Source organism: Amycolatopsis mongoliensis (genome assembly GCF_030285665.1).
Lineage (GTDB): Bacteria > Actinomycetota > Actinomycetes > Mycobacteriales > Pseudonocardiaceae > Amycolatopsis > Amycolatopsis mongoliensis.
In genome coordinates, this window is record NZ_CP127295.1 from 6,048,719 (window position 1) to 6,066,498 (window position 17,780).

Sequence of the window (17,780 nt, forward strand, 5' to 3'; positions counted from 1 at the left end):
GCATGCCCGGCATCGGTGACCGCTTCCACTCGGCCGACTTCGTCGCCGACCCGTCGACCCCCCTCGACGAGCTGGCCAACTCGGTCCACTCCTCGGCGTTCGACCTGGTCAAACAGGTCTTGAACGGGCTCGGCGGGCAGGGCGACGTCGACCCGGCGTCGCCCGGATTCCTGACCCAGTACGCCGCGGCGGCCGGCATCGGCCTGGTGATCATGGCGTTTTCCGCGGTTTTCGCGGTCGTGCACAGCATGCGGCGCGGCGGACGGGACGACCTGCGGGAGTCGCTGTTCAAGTACCTGCCCTCGGCCGTCTTCCTGATCACCTTCTCCCCGGCGATCGGGGTTCTGGTGATCAACGCCGCGAACGCGGCCACCCAGGGGATCGCCGACTGGGGTGCGGCCACGATCGGGAAGACCGGCTCCCGGGTGGACACCCTCGCCGGGATCACCGCGGACAAGCTGCCCGGCGGCACCTTCGTCGGGCTGATCGTCTCCGTCCTGATCGTCGCCGGCGCGCTGGGTGTGTTCATCGTGCTCGCCGTCGAGAAGATCGGGCTGCCGGTCGCGGGGATCATCGCCGGCGTCGGCTGGGGCATGCTCGTGCACCCGCTGTGGCGGCTGAAGGCACTGCGGGCACCGGCTCTCTGGCTCGGCCTGGTGTTCGCCAAGCCGGCGCTCTTCCTGCTGCTGGCCGCGGCCTTCGGCGCGTTCGGGGCGGCAGGTGCGGAGCCGGACGGTGTCGCCGGCCTCATCCAGCTGTGCCTGCTGGTGGTCGCGCTGGCTCTCGCCGGCGCCGGGCCGCTCCTCCTCGTGCGCAAGTTCCCGGTGCTGGGCAGGGGGACCGGGGAACGCCCCGAGACGGCGGGCTCCGCACCGGTCGGCGTCCGCGGCCCCGCGGCCGCCTCGCTGGACCGGGTGACGGTGGTCGCCTCGCCGCTCGTCGAGCGGGATCCGGCGCAGCCGGGTATGGCGCGCACGATCGAGCAGACCTACGAACGCGGACAGCGGGATCGCGGCCGGCCGAAGGAACGGCCGGGGCCGCCCGAGCGGAGCCACCTGGACGAGGCCGGGCGCACCGAGGTGATGGCCCCACCGGTCAGGGGGACGGCCTGATGCGCACGTCGGTACTGGGCGGGGAGATCGCCGGCCGCGGCCTGCTGGGCAAAGTGGACAGTCGCACCGGCGTCGCGCTCGGCGCGACCGCGTTGGTCGCCGTCTGGCTGTGGCTGGGGATCGGCGGCGCCGCGGGGACCATCGCGGGTGCCGGAGTCTTCGCGCTCGGCGTGGCCGTGCTGTACCCGTGGAACGGGCAGCGCTCGCCGGCGGCGGGCTGGGTGCGCGGCTGGCGGTTCCTCTTGCGCCGGCGGCGGGGCGTCACGGCGTACACCGCCGATCCCGCGGGGGGAGAGCCGGTGCTGCCTCCGCCGGTCGGCCGGGTGGTCCCGCTGGACCTCGCCGGCACGCCGCACGCGGACATGTTCGTGCTCCGCCACGCCAATCCCGGTGAGCCGCCCTATCTTTCGGTGGTCATGGAGGTCGAGGGGCAACCGCAGCGCCTGCGGACCGTCGCCGAGTTCGAAGCGGCTTCGGCACGGTACGGGGTGATGCTGTCGCAGCTGGCCCGGGACGGCTCCTTCATCCGGGGTCTCCAGCAGATCAACCGCATCCTGCCGCACGACCCCGCGCGTCACCGCGCATTCGTCGCGGCCAGGGTCGCCGGCCGGCCGGGGATCGAAACACTCGTCAGCTCCTACGAGGATCTGATCGACCTCACCACGCACACCGCGGAGCAGCACCGGAACTACCTGGTGGCCCGGTTCCCGCTGACCGGCGAGTTCGCGGCCGCCGCGCGCCGCTACGGCCAGGGCGACGTGGGCTGGGCCGGGCTGGTGCGGGAAGAACTGGCCCGGCTGGCCGAGCTGGTGAGCCGGGCCGATCTGGTCCGGCCGCGAGTGCTGGGGGAGCAGCGGACCTGTGCCGTCCTGCGCTCGATGCAGGACCCGGGCTACCCGGTGGATCAGCACGAGGGCGTCCGCTGGAGCAACTGCTGGCAGGACTATCAAGCGGAGCGGGGCCACGTGACGGTCAACGGCCGCTGGCTGCACCGGGTGGCGACGGTGCCGCCGGACGCGATCGCCGCGGTGCCCCTCGGGCCGCACTGGCTCGCGCCGCTGCTGGTGGAGGTCAACCCCGCGGTGATCCGCACGCTGAGCGTGCGGCTGGAGTTCGTCCCGGCGCGGATCGCCCGGGCGCGAGCGGTCCGGGACGTCGCGGTGGACGGCGCGAGCCGGCACAACGCGGCCGCCAAGGGGCAGGTCGGCGACGGGACGGACGAAATGCTGCTGTCGGCGTCGCGGCGGCGCCTCACCGACCTGACGCCCGGCAGCGGCCACCACGGTGTCAACTGGACGATGGCGCTTTCGGTCACCGCCGCGGACCCCGCCGAACTCGCCCGGGCGTCCACGCGGGTGGCGAACGCGGCCGCGAACTGCGCGATCGGCCGGCTGGAGTGGCAGGACACCTGGCACGACGCCGCCGCGATCGCCACCTATCCGCTGGCGCGGGGAATGGCGGTGACCGGATGACGGTACGAGCGTCGGAAGCTTCGGCCGAGTCCCCGCTCGACCCGGCGGCCCGGCCGCCGGAACCCGAGGCGGCCAAGAAGGGCCGCCGGGAGCCCCGGCGCGCTCACTGGCTGGACCGGGCCGGGTGGTACGAGCCACGGGAAGCCGGGGCGAGGTCGACCACCCGGCAGGCCGAAGCCCTGAACCTGGCGTTGTCGTCGCCACCGACGACGCACCGAGGCCTCATCCTGGGCACCGACCGGCTGTCCGGCCAGCTGGTGTGCCACGACCCCTTCATCGCCTATGCCGACAAGCTCGTTTCGGCGCCGAACGTCGCGGTGGTCGGCGACGTCGGCAAAGGCAAGAGCTCCCTGCTGAAGACATGGGGCACCCTTCGCCAGCTCCTGCTCGCCGGACGCCGCGTGGTCGTGCTCGACAAGAAGACGCAAGCGGGCCAAGGGGAATACACCCCACTCGCGCGGGCGGTCGGAGCGCCGTCGATCCGCTTCACCGTCGACGGCACCGGCAGCAGGCTCAACGTGCTCGACCCGGTCATCGCGCTGGGCGAGCCGGGCCGGCCGACCGGGGCGGCGGGCCGGCCGACCGGTCAGATGATGCTGCTCCGCGCCGTGCTCGCGGAGGCGCTCGGGCGAGGGGTGACCGAACGCGAGGGCAAGGCGCTGCGGATCGCCTTGCTCGCTGCCACCGCGGACGCGCGGGAGCGGGGCCGGATCCCGGTCATCGGCGACGTCGTCCACCACCTGGTGCATCCCGCCGAAGACGCGGCGGACGGCATCGGTGTTCCCCGCACCGAGCTGCGGGAATGGGGTTTCGACCCGGCCTTCGCCCTGGAGCGGATGATCGAAGAGGACCTTGCCGGCCTGGTCGACGAGGAGACGTCGCCCGACGTGCAGCTCGACCACCCCAGCGGGCTCGTCCACTTCGACATCTCGAGCCTGCCGGTGGAGGGGCCCGCGCTGCGGATCGTGATGACCGTGATCAACACGTGGCAGACCAACATGCTCGCGCGGCGGTCGGAGCAGCTGATGCAGACCGTCAACGTCGTCGAGGAGGGCTGGCACGTGGCACAGGGGGCGCTCGGCCGGGTCTTCCAGCGCAACACCAAGCTCGCGCGCGGCCTCGGCCTGGCGACGCTGGCGGGGTTCCACCACGTGTCGGACCTGCCCGCCGGTTCGGCCGCACGCGCGCTGCTGCAGGAAGCCGAGACGGTGTTCGTCTTCGGGCAGTCCCTGCGCAGTGACGCCCTCGCGTGTGCCGAGCTCTACGATCTCCCGCCGGGGACGGAAGAGACGATCATGGGGCTGGGCCGGGGCACGTTCCTGGCCAAGATCGGTTCGGAAGCCCCGCTGCTGGTGCAGCACGTCCGCTCACCCACCGAGGTCCGGCTGACCGAGACCGACGCCGCGCTGACCGGGCGTCCCTGACCCGCGGACGCCCGTCCCCAACGGATCATCGTGCCCTGCGCGTGTGGTGTGGCTGATCGCTTCCCCGCGGGGGCACAACCGGTGTCACCGTCCACGTGCGGCCGCTCCGCGCCCGCTTCCGGGCCGGTACCCCGTCGCCGAGTGAAACCGTTGGCCGGCACCGAAGCTCGGGCCGCTCGGCGCCCTCGACCCGGGCGGCCGGGCCTCGTGCCCTTGAGGGCATACCGCTTGAACGAACTAGCCAACCGTGCACCAGCCCACTTCCACCAAGCTTGCAGACGGTGCGTAATTGGGTGCACCAAGTTCGTGGCCTGCACGACTTGAGCCACTGGCACACCGGAAGGGAGTGCGGAGCCATGAACAGCCGCCACAGTTCAGATGCCGGTGCCGGTGCGGAACGAGCGTGCGAACCGGCCCCCGGCGGGAGCACCGCGTGTTCCCGTTCGGAGTGGACGTGCTGACCCGTGGTGCCGCCGGTCGGCGGACGCGGGTCTGCCGGCTGCTTGCCGTGCTCACCTTGATGGGCGCGCTCTCCTCCTGCGGTATCTCGGTGACGTCCGGCTACAACGGACAGGTTCCCGGCAGGGAAGAACAGAAGCGCACCAATATGGACGCTCCGTACGGACCCCTGTACCCGTCCGACGTCGCGGTGCTCGTGGCGGTGGCCCAGGCGGGGTACTGGGAGGCGCCGACCAGCGAGCTGGTGGCGAAGGAGAGCAAGAACCCCCGGGTCAAGGCGGTGGCTGCGCAGCTGGCCCGGGAGCACCACGCGCTCAACATGTACAACGAGCAAGCCGCCACCCGCCTCAACGTCCAGCTCCCTGAAGCCGCGACGCCCCAGCAGCAGAGCTGGCGGGAGCAGATCGAGGCGGCGAGCGGTGACGAACGCGACCGGCTGTACGTCACTCTCACCAGAGCCGCGCACGGCTCGGTCTACATGAAGGTCGCCACGGTCCGGGCCACCACCCAGAACGATGTGGTCCGCTCACTCGCCCAGGTCGCCACCGAGTACGTCGCCCGGCACATGGCCTTGCTGGAGAGCACCGGGCTGGCGAACTCCGACTCGGTCGCCGTGCACGCCGGAACCGATGCGCCGTACCAGCCCACGCCGACGATCGCGGAAATCGTGATGGGGATCGGCCTGGCGCTGGTCGCGGCGTTCGGGACGTTGGTGCTCGTCCGGCTCGCCGCCCGGCAGGCCCTGGAGACGGCGGAAGAGGGAGTGGCAGTCGAATGACCGGAGTCCTCTCGAGCGTGCCGGACACGTTCCTGGCCGCCGGATACACGTCCAACGACGCCGGTGTGCGTTCCGTGGTCGCCCTTTCCGCACGGCTCGCTTATCTGACCATGTGCCTGACGCTGTGCTGGGGCATCCTCACCGCCACCGGGTGGATCCAGCGCATGACCGGTCATCAGGCATTGCGCACCGGCCACGTGATGCTGGCATCGTTCGCCATCGCAACGGCGACGGTGCACGGGTTCGGCATGCTCTTCCTCGACGAGCAGATCATCGTCGGGACCCAGGTGGTCATCCCGTTCCTGAACGGCTACGTGCGGCACGGCCTCGGCATTCTCTCCTTCGACATGATGGTCGCCATCGTCATCACGGCGGGAATGCACCGATTCATCCGGTATCGCAACTGGTTGCGCTTTCATCAGACGGCGTACATCGCGATCGCCCTCGGTGTCGTGCATTCCTGGTGGGGCGCGTGGTCGAACGGCAATTTCCAGGTGATGTGGCTCGCCGGGATCACGGTCCTCGCCCCGGTGATCGCACTGACCACGGTCCGGTTCCTGCCGGTGTCGCTGCTGGTGAAGCTCGGCCTCGTCGGGGACAAGGCTGCCGCCGTCGCGCAGAAGCAGGTCGCCAAGACTGCGCCCCTGAAGGTCAGCGTCGACAACCAGCGTTGCCACCGTTACGGCTTCTGCCAGGCGGAAGCGCCGGACGTGTTCCAACTGCGCGAGGACGGCCGACTCGCGTACCGGCAGACCCCCGAGCTGACGCGGAACCTGGACGTCATCTCCGCGGCCCGGGCCTGCCCGATGCGAGCGATCCAACTGGAAGGGACGAACCACCATGGGTGAGCTGCCGCGAATCGTGATCGTCGGAGCCGGGTTGGCCGGCATGTGCGCCGCCGAACGATTGCGCGAACTGGGGTTCGACGGGGAAATCGTCATCATCGGCTCGGAATCGACCATGCCGGTGTACCGGCCGGCGCTGACCAAGCAGTTCTTGACGGGGGAACTCGGCCTCAAGGAGATCATCACCGCGCCGACACACGACCTCGACGTCCTGTGGCGGTTGAACACCGTGGCGTCGCAGCTGGACGCCAAGCGGCGCGTAGTCCACCTGCCCGGCGGTGAAGAGCTCGAATACGACGGTCTGATCATCGCCAGCGGGGTCGAAGCCCGCAGGCTCCCCGGCGCGATGCGGGCGGGTTCGCGCGTCGCCGTGCTCCGCACCATCGCCGACAGCAAACGCCTGCGGCAAGCCCTTACCGGTGCGCGGGATCCGATCGCGGTGATCGGCACCGGCTTCATCGGCTGCGAGGCGGCCTCCAGCATCCGGTCCCTCGGCCAGAACGTCGTCCTCATCGGGAATTCGAAACTGCTGATGAGCAATCTGCTCGACGCCGGGCACGCGCAGCGGCTGACCGAGCTGCACCGCCGGCACCGCGTCCAGCTGCAACTCGGCACGCGGGTCGAGCGGTGGGCCTCCAGCGGGTCATGCGTCCACCTGCGGCTGTCCAACGGAAGGCAGCTGGACGCAGCCTTCGTGGTCGCCGCGGCGGGCTCGGTCCCCGCGGTCTCGTGGCTACGTGATTCGGGCGCCCAGCTGGACAACGGCGTGGTGTGCGAAGCCACCTGCCACGTGGCCGGGCTGGACGACGTCGTCGCGGCCGGGGACGTCGCCAGCTGGCCGAACCTGAGGTTCGACACCAAGCCGCGCCGCGTCGAGCACTGGACGAACGCGATCGAGATGGGACGCGCGGCGGCGGAGAACCTCCTGACCGGGCGAGGCTCGGCCGCGCCGTTCATGCCAGTGCCGCGATTCTGGTCCGAGCAGCACGGGCTGCGTATCCAGGCGGCGGGCATGCCCGCTGTCGGCACGAAGCGCGACCCGATCGATCCCGCCACCCCGGGCGGGCATTCCCTGACCGGGTACTACCGGGACGACACTCTGGTCGGAGTCATCGGCTTCGACAACTCGACGGCGGTCCTGAACTACGCCAAGACCTTCGTGGACAAGGCTCCGCTGGCCCAAGCGGACCGGCAGGCACCGGCCGGGCGCGCTCCGGAGTCCGGCGAGGTCGTGCCGGCCAGGACACCGAGACGGGATCCGCGGCCCGAGTTTCTCCGGGTCTGACTCGAACGCCGACGAATTCGAAAGGACGATTGCATGCGACCGAACGTAGTGGCGATCTTCTCCGTCGTCGCGCTGGCTGCCGCCGCTGCCCTCGCCGTCCAGCAGTCACCGAACTTCACTTCGCAGACGACCGGGTTCACCATTCTCACCGCGGACGCGGCGGACTATCACTCGGTGGTCGTCCCCCTGCCCTACCGCGAGCAACCGCGGACCATCCGCGCCCCGGTGCCGGAGACGGAGATCGCCACGGCGTGGTCGACCTCGGCACAACCTGCCGGGCATCCCGAGTCCATGAGCGGCATGACCATGGAGCCGTCTGCCGGACAGCAGGCGGAGCCGCCCGCAGTGAGCCGACCGACCTCCACATCGGCCGACGCGGCGCCGGAGCGGCCCGCGGACACCACGCCGGCACAGACGACTTCCGCCCAGCCACCGGGGGGCCGACGATGAGTCACGACCGGCCGGTTACGGCCGTGACGGCCGGACGACCGCACGCTGCGCCCGGACGGCCCCCGGCGGGAGCGGGGGAGCCGGTCCGCTTCGGCGGCTGGTCCGACTACGGCGAGTGGGCCGATCACGACTTCCGGGAACGGAGTCCTGCGGAAGAAACGGTGTTCAAGGGCAACCAGCCCGTGGTGGTGGAGGTCATGACCGCGGTGGCGCCGATCAGGCTGCCCGACGAGCCGGAAGACGACTCCCAGCTCAGAGGAGCCTGCCGGATCGTGCCTCCCGACGAGTACGACAATGTCGAGGGAATCGACTTCGTGCTCGAGATCGATCATCCGTCCGCCTTGGTCCGGCCGTACCTCGGGACCGGCCAGTCGGCTGAGATCAGGGACGACCTCGAACTCGAGACCATGATCGAGACCGTCCAGCCGTACGCCACACTGCCGCTCAATTCGCTCAGTGCCGAGCAGCGGCTGGTGTACCGGACCTGCTCGATGCCGCAGTCGGTCGCGGAAATCGCGGTGGCGATCGAGGCGCCGATCGGACTGGCGCAGATGATCATCACCGACGGTATCGACCGGGGCTTTCTTCGCGTGCACAGCATCGCGACCCCCACCGTGGACGGCCTCCCCTCGATCGAGCTGCTCCGGCGGGTCCACCGGGGAATCTCGCGGCTCGCCTGACACGCTTTCCGACGGAGGAACGATGACCATCGACGCGGTACGAGGACGCGGCACCGAGCCGCTGTTGACGAAGTTCATCGTATTCTGCGCTCTTCAAACCACTTCGGCAGGCCTGATCGCGGTCAGTCTGCTGTGGACGCCCTCGTGGCCGCGCCTCGCCGCCCTGCCGGTGCTTGCGGGTGCGATCGGTGCCGGCGTGCTGATGTTCTCGGAGGCCCGGCGGCAGCGGCGATCGCTCGAAAAGCTGCACCGGGGACTCGAGCTGCTCGGGCGGCAGCGGTTGCCGGACATCGTGGACAACGTAGTGGCGAGCCGGAATGCGAACCACGTCCGGCTCCAGCTGCCGACCGTGTCGGACGAGAAGCTGGCCCACCTTGTCGGCGACGTCGAGCAGGTGTGCACCAACGCGGTCCGGCTGGCGCAGGAGCAGGACGAGATCCGTTCCGGCTACGCGGAAGTGTTCTTGAACATGTTCCGCCGGACCCAGACCTTGCTGCTACGGCAGCTGAAGATCATCGAAGGGCTCGAGCAGGAGAACCGGTCCGCCTCGGACCTGAATCGCTTCTACCAGCTCGACCACCTCGTCATGCGTATGCGCCGGAACAACGAGAACATCCTCGTGCTCTCCGGCACCGAACTCGTGCGCAAGACGAAGGATCCGGTGCCGATCGACGACCTGCTGCGCGCGTCGATCTCCGAGATCGACAGCTACCAGCGGGTCCGGCTGATCAACACGCCGTCGGTCCGGATCGCGAACACTGCGGCCGGCGACCTCATCCGCATCGTCGCCGAGCTGCTCGACAACGCCACGTCGTTCTCGCCGCCGGACAAGCCGGTCACCGTGAAGGCCGAGCTGGCCCGACACCGCGGATTGTCGATCGGGGTGATCGACAACGGGATCGGAATGTCCGATGCCGACATCAGCAGCGCGAACGAGCAGTTGCGCAAACTGAGTTCCGTGGAGATCGCCCGCTCCCGCCGTCTCGGCCTGCTCGTGGCCGGCCGGCTGGCCGGTCGGCACGGTTTCCGGGTCGAATTGTTCGGCGGCGACGACGTCGAAGGGGTCTCGGCTCTCGTTTCCGTGCCGAGCTCCGTGTTGCTGAATGAGGACGCTGTGCGTGCCGCATTGCCGGGCGATGCGAGCCGCGGCTCGACCATGGGGGCCACGGGTGGCATCACGAATCGTGCCGGACGTGGCGGCTCGGCGGTTCCCGTGACCATCACGGTGCGGCGCCAGGAAACGCAAGCGTCCGACGGCGCGACCGAGCGGCGGCCGTCCTCGTGGCACAACCGGACGAAGGTGCAGGCGACCCGCAAGCAGGCCACGGGACTGTCTTCGTCCGACCTGGTGGCGCAAGCTCATTCCGATGTTCCCGGTGAGCTGCCCACCCGGATCCCGAACAAGCGGATCGCGGCTGCCGAGACCGCGAAGCCGTCCGTTCCCCGGAGAACTTCGCGGTGGTTCCAGGCACCGAGCAAGATCCGGCAGAAGGGACTGCCTTCGGCCGGCAGCGCCGGGGACCTCTCCGCGAACTCCGGGGGCGATGCGGCGGACAACCGGCGCTCGAAAGTGGACCAGACGTGGCAGATGGCGGAGAAGTCCCAGCACCAGCAAGACTACACCTACACCGACGACGGCTTGCCGCTGCGAAAGAAGGGGGCGCACCTGTTCGTCGGGAGTGCGGACGGTGGCCTGGCGGCAGATCCGGTGCAGAATCCGAAACCAATCGAACGCGACCCGAAGCACACGCAGCGTCGGCTGTCCAGCTACCAGCAGGGAGTGCAGAAGGCCAAGGAGCAGGAAGCTCGCCTTCGCGGTACCCGGCACACCGGCGGATGGACTGTTCTCGAGGTCGGGCAAAAGTAACCCTGTGAATGGAGATGTGTTGTGATGGTTGAAAAAGACGATTCCATGAACGAGTACGCGTGGCTCATCAACGATTTCGTGGACCGCGTGCCCGGGGTCGCACACGGTGTCGCCGTGTCCTCCGACGGTCTGCTCATCGCGGCGTCGAGCACGCTGCCGCAGGATCCGGCCGACCAGCTGGCGGCGGTCGCGTGCGGGCTGGTGAGCCTGACCGAAGGGGCGGCTCGCTGCTTCGACGCCGGCAACGTCAACGAGACCATCGTCGAGATGGACGCGGGAACGATGCTGCTGATGTCGATCAGCGACGGTTCGTGCCTGTCGATCCTCGCCGACCCGGGGTACGACATCGGCCAGATCGCGTACGAAATGGCGTTGCTCGTCGACCGGTTCGGGCACATGCTGACCCCGGAGCTCCGGGCGAAGGAAGAGGAAACCGCAGCCGCCTCCGGCACCCCGGCGAACTAGTTTCCTGCATCGGAAAGGAACTCAGATGATAAACCACAGGGTCGGTGCGGCCGCTGACTCTTCGGAGAAGTCCGTGATTACTTCGAAGATCGTCGTGGCCGGAGGGTTTGGTGTGGGAAAGTCGACGTTCGTCGGTTCGATTTCCGATATCAAGCCGCTGACCACCGAAGCGATGATGACCGTCGCGAGCGGGAAGCTGGACGACACCGAACGCCTCCCGTACAAAGGGTCGACCACGGTGGCGATGGACTTCGGCCGGGTCGCCCTCGACGACGAACTGCTGCTGTACATTTTCGGAACCCCGGGACAGGAGCGCTTCTGGTTCATGTGGGACAGCTTGGTGCGCGGCTCGATCGGTGCCGTTGTCCTGGCTGACACCCGGCGGCTCGCCGACTCCTTCTCGTCGGTCGACTTCTTCGAAAACCGCAACATTCCTTACGTCATCGGAGTGAACACGTTCGACGGGATCCTCCACCACCCGCTCGAACACGTCCGCCGGGCCATGGCGCTCGATCCGTCGGTCCCGGTCTTCCGTTGTGACGCGCGGGAGCGGGAAGAAGTCAAGGAGACCGTGCTGGGCCTCATCGAGCACGTCATGAGGCGGGTCGAACAGGTCGCCGAACCCTCGATGACCTAGAAGTCGGGGTGGCGAAGAAAGTCCCTGGGTTGCCGAGAAACAGGATGGTTGATGGGTGATGGCTGACGAGGTGTCCGGTATCGTCGCTCTTGACGTGGCCAAGTTCAATGAGATCACGAAGTCCGAAGATGTGATCGTGATCCATCTTTCGGCGGACTGGTGCAGTCCGTGCAAGGCGTTCAAGGCTGTCTTCCGCGCGACGGCGGAAAGTCACGACGACGACGTCGTCTTCGCATCGCTCGACACCGACTCTCAGCCGGAGCTGGGTGCGGCGTTCAACGTGAAGTCGATCCCGACCATTGCAGTGATGCGCGGTGGTGCCTTGATTTTCACGCACGAGGGCTCCCTTAGTGAGAACGCGCTCAACGATGTGATCCGGCAGGCGCGCGAGATCGACATTGATGCCGTCCGCAAGTCGGTGGCCGCCCGTGCGGCGAAGTGAGCTCTAGGGTGTATACGGAAAGGAAACGCTGGTGAGTGTCAAGATCGGTTCTCGAGCTCCGGATTTCACGCTCGACAGTAATCAGCTTGAGCCAATCACCTTGTCCTCCTTCGTGGGAGACAAGAACGTCCTGCTTGTGTACTATCCGCGCGCTTTCACGCCGATTTGCCGGGGTGAGCTGTGCCAGTTGCGCGATGAAGTCGAGATCTACCACAATTACGATGTCCAGGTGATCGGGGTATCGGTGGACTCCCCGTTCTGCCTCAAGGCGTGGGCAGACGTGCAGGGCTATCCGTTCCCGCTGCTGTCCGATTTCTGGCCGCACGGTGAGGTGGCGACGACCTACGGGTCGTTCGACGACGCGGCCGGCGTCGCCCGTCGGGGTACGTTCCTGATCGACACCGAGGGAATCATCCGCTTCGCCAAGGTCCAGGAAGAGGACGTGGCTCGCGACCAGAGTGAGTGGAAGAACCAGGTGGCGAGCATCTTGGGGCCGCACGGCCGGGATCTCTCGGATATCGCGATTCCCTCGGCGCCCGGCAACTGGATCACCGTCCGCGACGACGCCTGAGGGCGAGCCGCCGTGGCGCGGCCGCGCTCCGGGGAGACGCTGTACGGCGGCTGCCGCCGGGTGGCGCCTTTGCCGACGGTTGAATTGTACCGATCGATTCACGACAGTGCGGACGGTGTGGCTCGGTCGGTGCTCCCGTGTTCCTGAGCTGCGCGAACTGTGGCAGGCGAGGTGGCCGGGCGAGGCCGGGATCGGCAATAGAGGGTTTATGAAGCAGCACGCGCCACGCTCGGTACCGGGTTCGAGACAGTGCGGAGGGAGCGGTGGCGTGGATGTCGTGAAGGTGCTGGTGCACGCGGCCGACGAGATCAGCGAGGCCGGGGTCAAGGCAATGCTGAGCGGGCGTGAGCAGTTCCGCGTCGTACCGGACGACCCGGGCTGCCGCCCGGACGTTCTCGTCGTCGTCGTGGACGGAGTTGTCGGAACGAGTACGTTCGCCCTGCTCAGGCGGTTGCAGGACGGCGGTTCGGCAGACAGCCCTCGCGCCGTGCTCGTGGCGGACCGGTTCAAGTCCGAGGACCTCCTGCTGGCTGTCGAATGCGGGGTGGCGGCATTGCTGGCCCGCAACGAACTCAAAGATGGAACCCTGGCCTCCGCGGTCGGAGCGGTCGGCCGGGGTGCCGCGCTCCTGCCGTATCGATTGCAGGGCATCCTCCTGGACCAGATAAGCCAGTTGCGTTCGCAGGTGCTGGCGCCGGCGGGTTTGACCCTTTCCGGAATCGAGACGCGCGAGCGAGACGTGCTGCAGCTGATCGCGGAGGGCTACCAGACCGACGAAATCGCGAACCGGCTCACTTACTCCGAGGGCACGGTCAAGAACGTCCTCTACGGTCTCATGGCCCGGCTGCGGCTCAATTCACGGTCCCACGCGGTCGCCTATGCGATGCGCGCCGGCGTGATCTGAAAAGACGGCTTCGGCAAGAAGCCGGGTTTGTTCCGACCGACGGCTCGCCCGGGCCGTCGCCGATGGTGGAGGACCGAGATGGAACCGGTGCGAGTGGGTGTCCAGGCCGCCGATTCGATCACCGAGGTCGGGCTGGCCAGCTTTCTGCGGACCAGCCGGCGGCTCGAGGTCGTCGACCCCGGCACGGTGACCGAGCGGGACGTGCAGGTGGTGCAGGCGGACCGGTTGACACCGCAGGTCGCCGCCGACCTCAGGGCCGAGCACTGCGCGGCGGTGCCCAAGGTGCTGCTGATCGACGACCTCAGGGACAGCGACGTGCTCAGCGCGGTCGAGTGCGGGGTCGTCGTGGTGCTCCCACGGAGCCGGACCTCGGGCGACGGCCTGGTCGAAGCCGTGGTCGCCGCCGCTTCGGGCCGCGGCCTCCTGCCGCCGGACCTACTGGGCCGGCTGCTCGACGGCATCCGGCGGCTGCAGCACGACGTGCTCACTCCTCGCGGGCTGGGTGCCGCGGGGCTGACCGCGCGCGAGGTCGACGTGCTCAGGCTCATGGCGGAGGGGCTGGACACCAGTGAGATAGCGGGCGAGCTGTGCTATTCCGAGCGCACGGTCAAGAACGTGATCTACGAGATGACCAGCAGGCTCAACCTGCGCAATCGTCCGCACGCGGTGGCGTACGCCATGCAGGCCGGCGTCATCTGACGTTCGCGCCCGGATTTTCCTGCTCGGACCCGGCGACGGTGGCGACCAACTCGTCGTAGATCGGTGTTGCCTCCACGCGGAATAGCTCTCCGCGTGGACGCTTTTCGTCTTCATCCGGCTCGGGGATCACCCGTCCATTGTATCGATTGCCGACGCCGGCAAAGTGAAAACACCGGATATCGGTATCCCTGTCCAGTGAAAATGCCCTCCTGGAGTGCGCCGGCGGGCGGATAGAGGATTCGTTGAGTCGTCTCTGGTGATCTCGGTGAGAACCGCGGGAGGAGCGGTCGGCCCGGGTGAGGCCCGGCAGGTCGAGATTGGAAGGACGGGTGATGGCGCGTCAGCGTGGTGGGCTCGTGGGGCGGCGAACGGAACTCGACGCCCTCGTCGAGGAGGAGGCCGTCGGCTCGACTCTGGTCCGCGGCCTTCCCGGCAGCGGGAAGACTGCTCTGCTGCGCGAGGCGCGCCGTGTCCTGGCCGGCCGGGCGGCACCGGTTCTCGATGTGCCGTTTCCCGCGGACGGGCCGGCGTGGGATCTGTTCGGCTTCCGGGCCGTGCTCAGGGCGGTGCGCGAGCAGTACGAACTCTTCGACGCCGACCCCCGGCTGCCGGATTCCCTCGACGACGTGAGCCGAACGTGCACCGAGGAAGGCTACGCCGACCCGTGGGCGAGGTTCTGCTTGCTGCACACGATGAGCACGCTGTTCACCCGGCTGAGCACGACCGCTCCGGTGACGGTCCTGCTCGACGATCTCGACCGGCTCCCCGAGCCGGTGCTGGCAGCGGCGCCGATGCACCGGGCCGGGCACGCTGTGATCGCCTCGTGCCGCCTGCCGCCGGCGGACACAGTGGACTCACTCGGCGGCGCGTTCCCGCGGACGATCGAGCTCGGCCCCCTGCCCCCGGACAAGACCGCGGACCTCCTCCGGCGGGTGGCGAAGGTGCCGGTCACGCCGGCTGCCGAGCAATCCGTCCGGGAATCCCTTGGCCCGTGGTGGGGCAACCCGGGTGCGGTGATCGCGACGGTGATCGACCTGCGCGACCGCGGCAGGCTCGAGACGGCGGACGGTCTCGCCCGCCTGCGTGATCCGGAGCTGCCCGTCGCCCTGCCGGCCGGGCACCCCGCGCTGGCGGAACTCGCCAGGTTCGGGGACGTCGGCAAGCAGGTCGTGCTCCTCGCCTCAGGGCCGGACGGCTTGTCCGTCGACGACGTTCCGTTCGTGGCCGGTGGTGGGCACCGTGCTGAGGCCGCCGGCCGAGCGGTCGACGCGCTGGTCCGGGACGGCGTCCTCGAGTGCGGGCCGGCCGGGACGCTCCGGTGCCGAGTACCCGGGATCGGCGCCGCGGTGGCCCAGGAGGCCGGGGATCAGGCACGGGCGAGGCTGCACCGCGGGATCGCCGAGCGCCTCCTGGAAGACGGCGACGCGCGCGGGTCTCATGGGGACACCTTGGCCAGACACGTTGCCTCGGCCGGACGGGAACTGCCTCGCCGGGCGGAGTTCGCCCGCGTGCTCCGGGACGCCGAGTGCGTGCTCGCCGCCGATTCGCCCGCGCGGGCTCGCCACCTGTACGCCGCGTGGTGGCACGCCGGGCCGGGGGCCGACCGCGCCGCCCGGCAGACCGAGATGGTCCGCCACCTGGTCCGCGTCGCCGACTACCCGGCCATGGCCGCCTTCGTGGCCGAAGCGTCGGACGACGTGGAGGGCGCGACCATGACGGAACTCGCCGCCGGAGCCGTTCTGGCGGCCGTCCACCTCGGCCGCCCGGTGCCGGGCGATGTCCGCGAAGAACTGGGCCGAGGCGACGCGGCCCGCGTGCTGCTGGACCTGGCTGATCGCTGGTTCGCCGGCGACCGGGTCGAGCCGGCCGACGTCAGTGCCTGCTTCGTCCCGGTGTGGCAGCAAGACGGCTTCGTCGCGCCCGAGCCGGGCCCGCGTACCTGGCGCGGACGGCGGTCCGGCACCCTGCTCGCCGACGCCTGTGCCGTGCGGGACCTCGCTCCGGTGCTCGGGGTGGTACTGGGCGGGGACTACCGGGTACCTGCGTCCGGGCCGCTGTCGGCGTACCACCGGGCCCGTACCGGGTACGCCGAGGGACGCTGGGCCGAAGCACTCGCCGCGGTGGCGGAGCTGGAGGCCCTGGACACCGTGGACGGGCTCGTCCGCGAGCACGCCCGCTTGCTCGCGGCGGAAATGTGTGGCTGGCAGGGCGACGGGCAGCGGGCGGCCGGCTGGCTGGCAACGGTGCCGGAAGCCGGGTACTTCCCGCTCCTGAGGGCCTGGGTGGAAGCCGGCTTGCACCACCACGCGAGAGAAGACGAAGAGGCGTTCGAAGCCGGCCGGCGCGCTTTCCTCGCCCACCCGTTCTCGCGCGACGAAATCGGTGCTTCGCGGCTGCTGTGCCGGCTGGCCTGGCTCGCCGGCCGCATCGAGGACACCGGCGGGCGCCGCACCGTCGTCGACGTGGCCGAGACCTACCACGAGGTCCGGAATTCCCCGCGTTCGTTCGGGGTGCTCGCCCTGGTGCGCGGCCTGGCCGGCGGCGACGAGACGCAGATCCACACGGCCGAACGGCTGGTCCGCAGGCGCGGCGGCCACGAGCTCGTCCTGCTCGGCGAGTCGGCCGCCCGGTTGTCCGAGTCGCCGCGGGGTTGGTTGCGGGAGGCGGCCGAGCACACCCGTCCCGGTTGTGCCGCCCGGCCGGCCGGGAACGCCCGGGAAGTCGTGAACTCCGGCGTCCGGGTGGCGGTCGGGCGGCCGGAGTCCGACGTGCTGTCCGCCACCGAACACGAAATCCTCGAGCTCATCCGGACAGGACAGACCAATCGGCAGATCGCCCGGGTGATCCGGATGAGCGAGAAGACGGTCGAGAAGCACCTCTCCCGGCTCTTCGTGAAGGCGGGCTGCCGGACCAGATATGGCTTGGCGACGTCGGGCCTGGGCCGCCACCACGACGCGATCGGCGCGTAGCCCGGGTCTGACGGCGATGCAGCGGTTGCGGCTGCGCGAAGTTCGCGTGGACGAGAAGGAATCATGAGAGAGGTTGTCATGCCGACGCCCGGTTTCCCGCCGGATGTCCTCGACGAGGACGGCGAACCCAGCTGGATCAGTGCGCTGGCCTGTTCCGGCCCGCACCACGCCGTGCACGTCGTCCGGGACCTCGAACCGGCGACCGCGCTCGAACGGCTGGGCGCGAAGGCGGCGGGGATCCGGCCGGGGGCGCTGCCCGCCGCCCGGCCGGATGAGCTGACTTCCCTGCCGGCCGCTTCCCTCGGTGCCGACGCGGGTGGTGCCGCGACGCTCACGGCCGGCCGGATCGGATCCTGGACGTTCGTCTACGACGACTCCGCGATCACGGCCGATCGTGGGCCGCTGTTGTCCGTCGGCGGGCGGATCGCGGCGACGGGCCGGTACACCATCAACGCCGATGCCGGCCTGACCTACGCCGCCGACGGCGAGACAGTTGCCTGGATCACCGTCGACGACCTCGATCTCGAAGCAGACCTTCCCGGCCTGCCCGCCGAGCTGCGCGCGGCCTTCGAATCCGCCGGCACCTTCGATGACGGCGAACTCGACCCCGGCGAACCCGACCCCCAGATCTGCATGCGGGCCGTCTGCGCACTCGCCGGGCTGCACTGCACGATCGAGGATCTGCGCGAGATCCCGCTGCTGATCGCGGTTTTCCCGTGAA

Annotated in this window: 17 protein-coding genes and 1 pseudogene; 17 read left to right on the forward strand and 1 reads right to left on the reverse strand. The window is 69.4% G+C overall.

All coding sequences use genetic code 11. The features are described from left to right. Positions 1-2: 2 nt before the first annotated feature. The 15 genes and pseudogenes from QRX60_RS29415 (at position 3) to QRX60_RS29485 (ending at position 14,090) form a co-directional block, all read left to right on the forward strand. Complete coding sequence (locus QRX60_RS29415; RefSeq protein ID WP_285994670.1) at positions 3-1,112, forward strand: hypothetical protein; 1,110 nt, start codon at positions 3-5, stop codon at positions 1,110-1,112. Next, positions 1,112-2,584, forward strand: coding sequence for an SCO6880 family protein (locus QRX60_RS29420; RefSeq protein WP_285994671.1), 1,473 nt, complete (start codon positions 1,112-1,114; stop codon positions 2,582-2,584). Before QRX60_RS29415 ends, QRX60_RS29420 begins: the two co-directional genes overlap by 1 nt. Beyond that, positions 2,581-4,008, forward strand: coding sequence for an ATP/GTP-binding protein (locus QRX60_RS29425; protein WP_285994672.1), 1,428 nt, complete (start codon positions 2,581-2,583; stop codon positions 4,006-4,008). Before QRX60_RS29420 ends, QRX60_RS29425 begins: the two co-directional genes overlap by 4 nt. Positions 4,009-4,441: 433 nt before the next feature. Next, positions 4,442-5,245, forward strand: coding sequence for a DUF4142 domain-containing protein (locus tag QRX60_RS29430; protein ID WP_285994673.1), 804 nt, complete (start codon positions 4,442-4,444; stop codon positions 5,243-5,245). Beyond that, on the forward strand, positions 5,242-6,093 hold the full coding sequence (locus QRX60_RS29435) for a ferredoxin (RefSeq protein ID WP_285994674.1): 852 nt from the start codon (positions 5,242-5,244) through the stop codon (positions 6,091-6,093). Before QRX60_RS29430 ends, QRX60_RS29435 begins: the two co-directional genes overlap by 4 nt. Then, positions 6,086-7,375, forward strand: a complete 1,290-nt coding sequence (locus QRX60_RS29440) for an NAD(P)/FAD-dependent oxidoreductase (RefSeq protein WP_285994675.1) — start codon at positions 6,086-6,088, stop codon at positions 7,373-7,375. Before QRX60_RS29435 ends, QRX60_RS29440 begins: the two co-directional genes overlap by 8 nt. Positions 7,376-7,408: 33 nt before the next feature. Then, entirely contained in the window at positions 7,409-7,825 is a 417-nt protein-coding gene (locus QRX60_RS29445; protein ID WP_285994676.1) for a hypothetical protein, read from the forward strand. A gap of 161 nt (positions 7,826-7,986) precedes the next feature. After that, positions 7,987-8,505: a DUF742 domain-containing protein gene (locus QRX60_RS29450; protein ID WP_285994677.1), complete on the forward strand. Its 519-nt coding sequence runs from the start codon at positions 7,987-7,989 to the stop codon at positions 8,503-8,505. A gap of 22 nt (positions 8,506-8,527) precedes the next feature. Continuing rightward, positions 8,528-10,372, forward strand: coding sequence for a sensor histidine kinase (locus tag QRX60_RS29455; RefSeq protein WP_285994678.1), 1,845 nt, complete (start codon positions 8,528-8,530; stop codon positions 10,370-10,372). Positions 10,373-10,417: 45 nt separating this feature from the next. Next, complete coding sequence (locus tag QRX60_RS29460; RefSeq protein ID WP_285994679.1) at positions 10,418-10,837, forward strand: roadblock/LC7 domain-containing protein; 420 nt, start codon at positions 10,418-10,420, stop codon at positions 10,835-10,837. Between the two features lie 25 nt (positions 10,838-10,862). Continuing rightward, the gene (locus tag QRX60_RS29465) at positions 10,863-11,474 is read left to right on the forward strand and encodes a GTP-binding protein (protein ID WP_285994680.1); all 612 of its coding nucleotides are present in this window, start codon (positions 10,863-10,865) and stop codon (positions 11,472-11,474) included. Positions 11,475-11,532: 58 nt separating this feature from the next. Further along, positions 11,533-11,916 (forward strand): thioredoxin family protein, encoded by a 384-nt coding sequence (locus QRX60_RS29470; RefSeq protein ID WP_285994681.1) that lies wholly within the window; start codon positions 11,533-11,535, stop codon positions 11,914-11,916. 31 nt (positions 11,917-11,947) lie between these two features. Further along, positions 11,948-12,403: pseudogene (locus QRX60_RS29475) on the forward strand (peroxiredoxin); the annotation flags it as partial. Between the two features lie 352 nt (positions 12,404-12,755). Then, on the forward strand, positions 12,756-13,391 hold the full coding sequence (locus QRX60_RS29480) for a helix-turn-helix transcriptional regulator (protein ID WP_285994682.1): 636 nt from the start codon (positions 12,756-12,758) through the stop codon (positions 13,389-13,391). A gap of 78 nt (positions 13,392-13,469) precedes the next feature. After that, positions 13,470-14,090 (forward strand): helix-turn-helix transcriptional regulator, encoded by a 621-nt coding sequence (locus QRX60_RS29485; protein WP_285994683.1) that lies wholly within the window; start codon positions 13,470-13,472, stop codon positions 14,088-14,090. Here QRX60_RS29485 and QRX60_RS29490 read toward each other — a convergent pair. Then, positions 14,083-14,220: a hypothetical protein gene (locus QRX60_RS29490; protein ID WP_285994684.1), complete on the reverse strand. Its 138-nt coding sequence runs from the start codon at positions 14,218-14,220 to the stop codon at positions 14,083-14,085. The genes QRX60_RS29485 and QRX60_RS29490 overlap by 8 nt on opposite strands. A gap of 226 nt (positions 14,221-14,446) precedes the next feature. Here QRX60_RS29490 and QRX60_RS29495 point away from each other — a divergent pair, with 226 nt between their 5' ends. Next, entirely contained in the window at positions 14,447-17,059 is a 2,613-nt protein-coding gene (locus tag QRX60_RS29495) for a helix-turn-helix transcriptional regulator (RefSeq protein ID WP_285994685.1), read from the forward strand. A gap of 63 nt (positions 17,060-17,122) precedes the next feature. Beyond that, on the forward strand, positions 17,123-17,779 hold the full coding sequence (locus tag QRX60_RS29500; protein ID WP_285994686.1) for a hypothetical protein: 657 nt from the start codon (positions 17,123-17,125) through the stop codon (positions 17,777-17,779). Position 17,780: the final 1 nt, after the last annotated feature.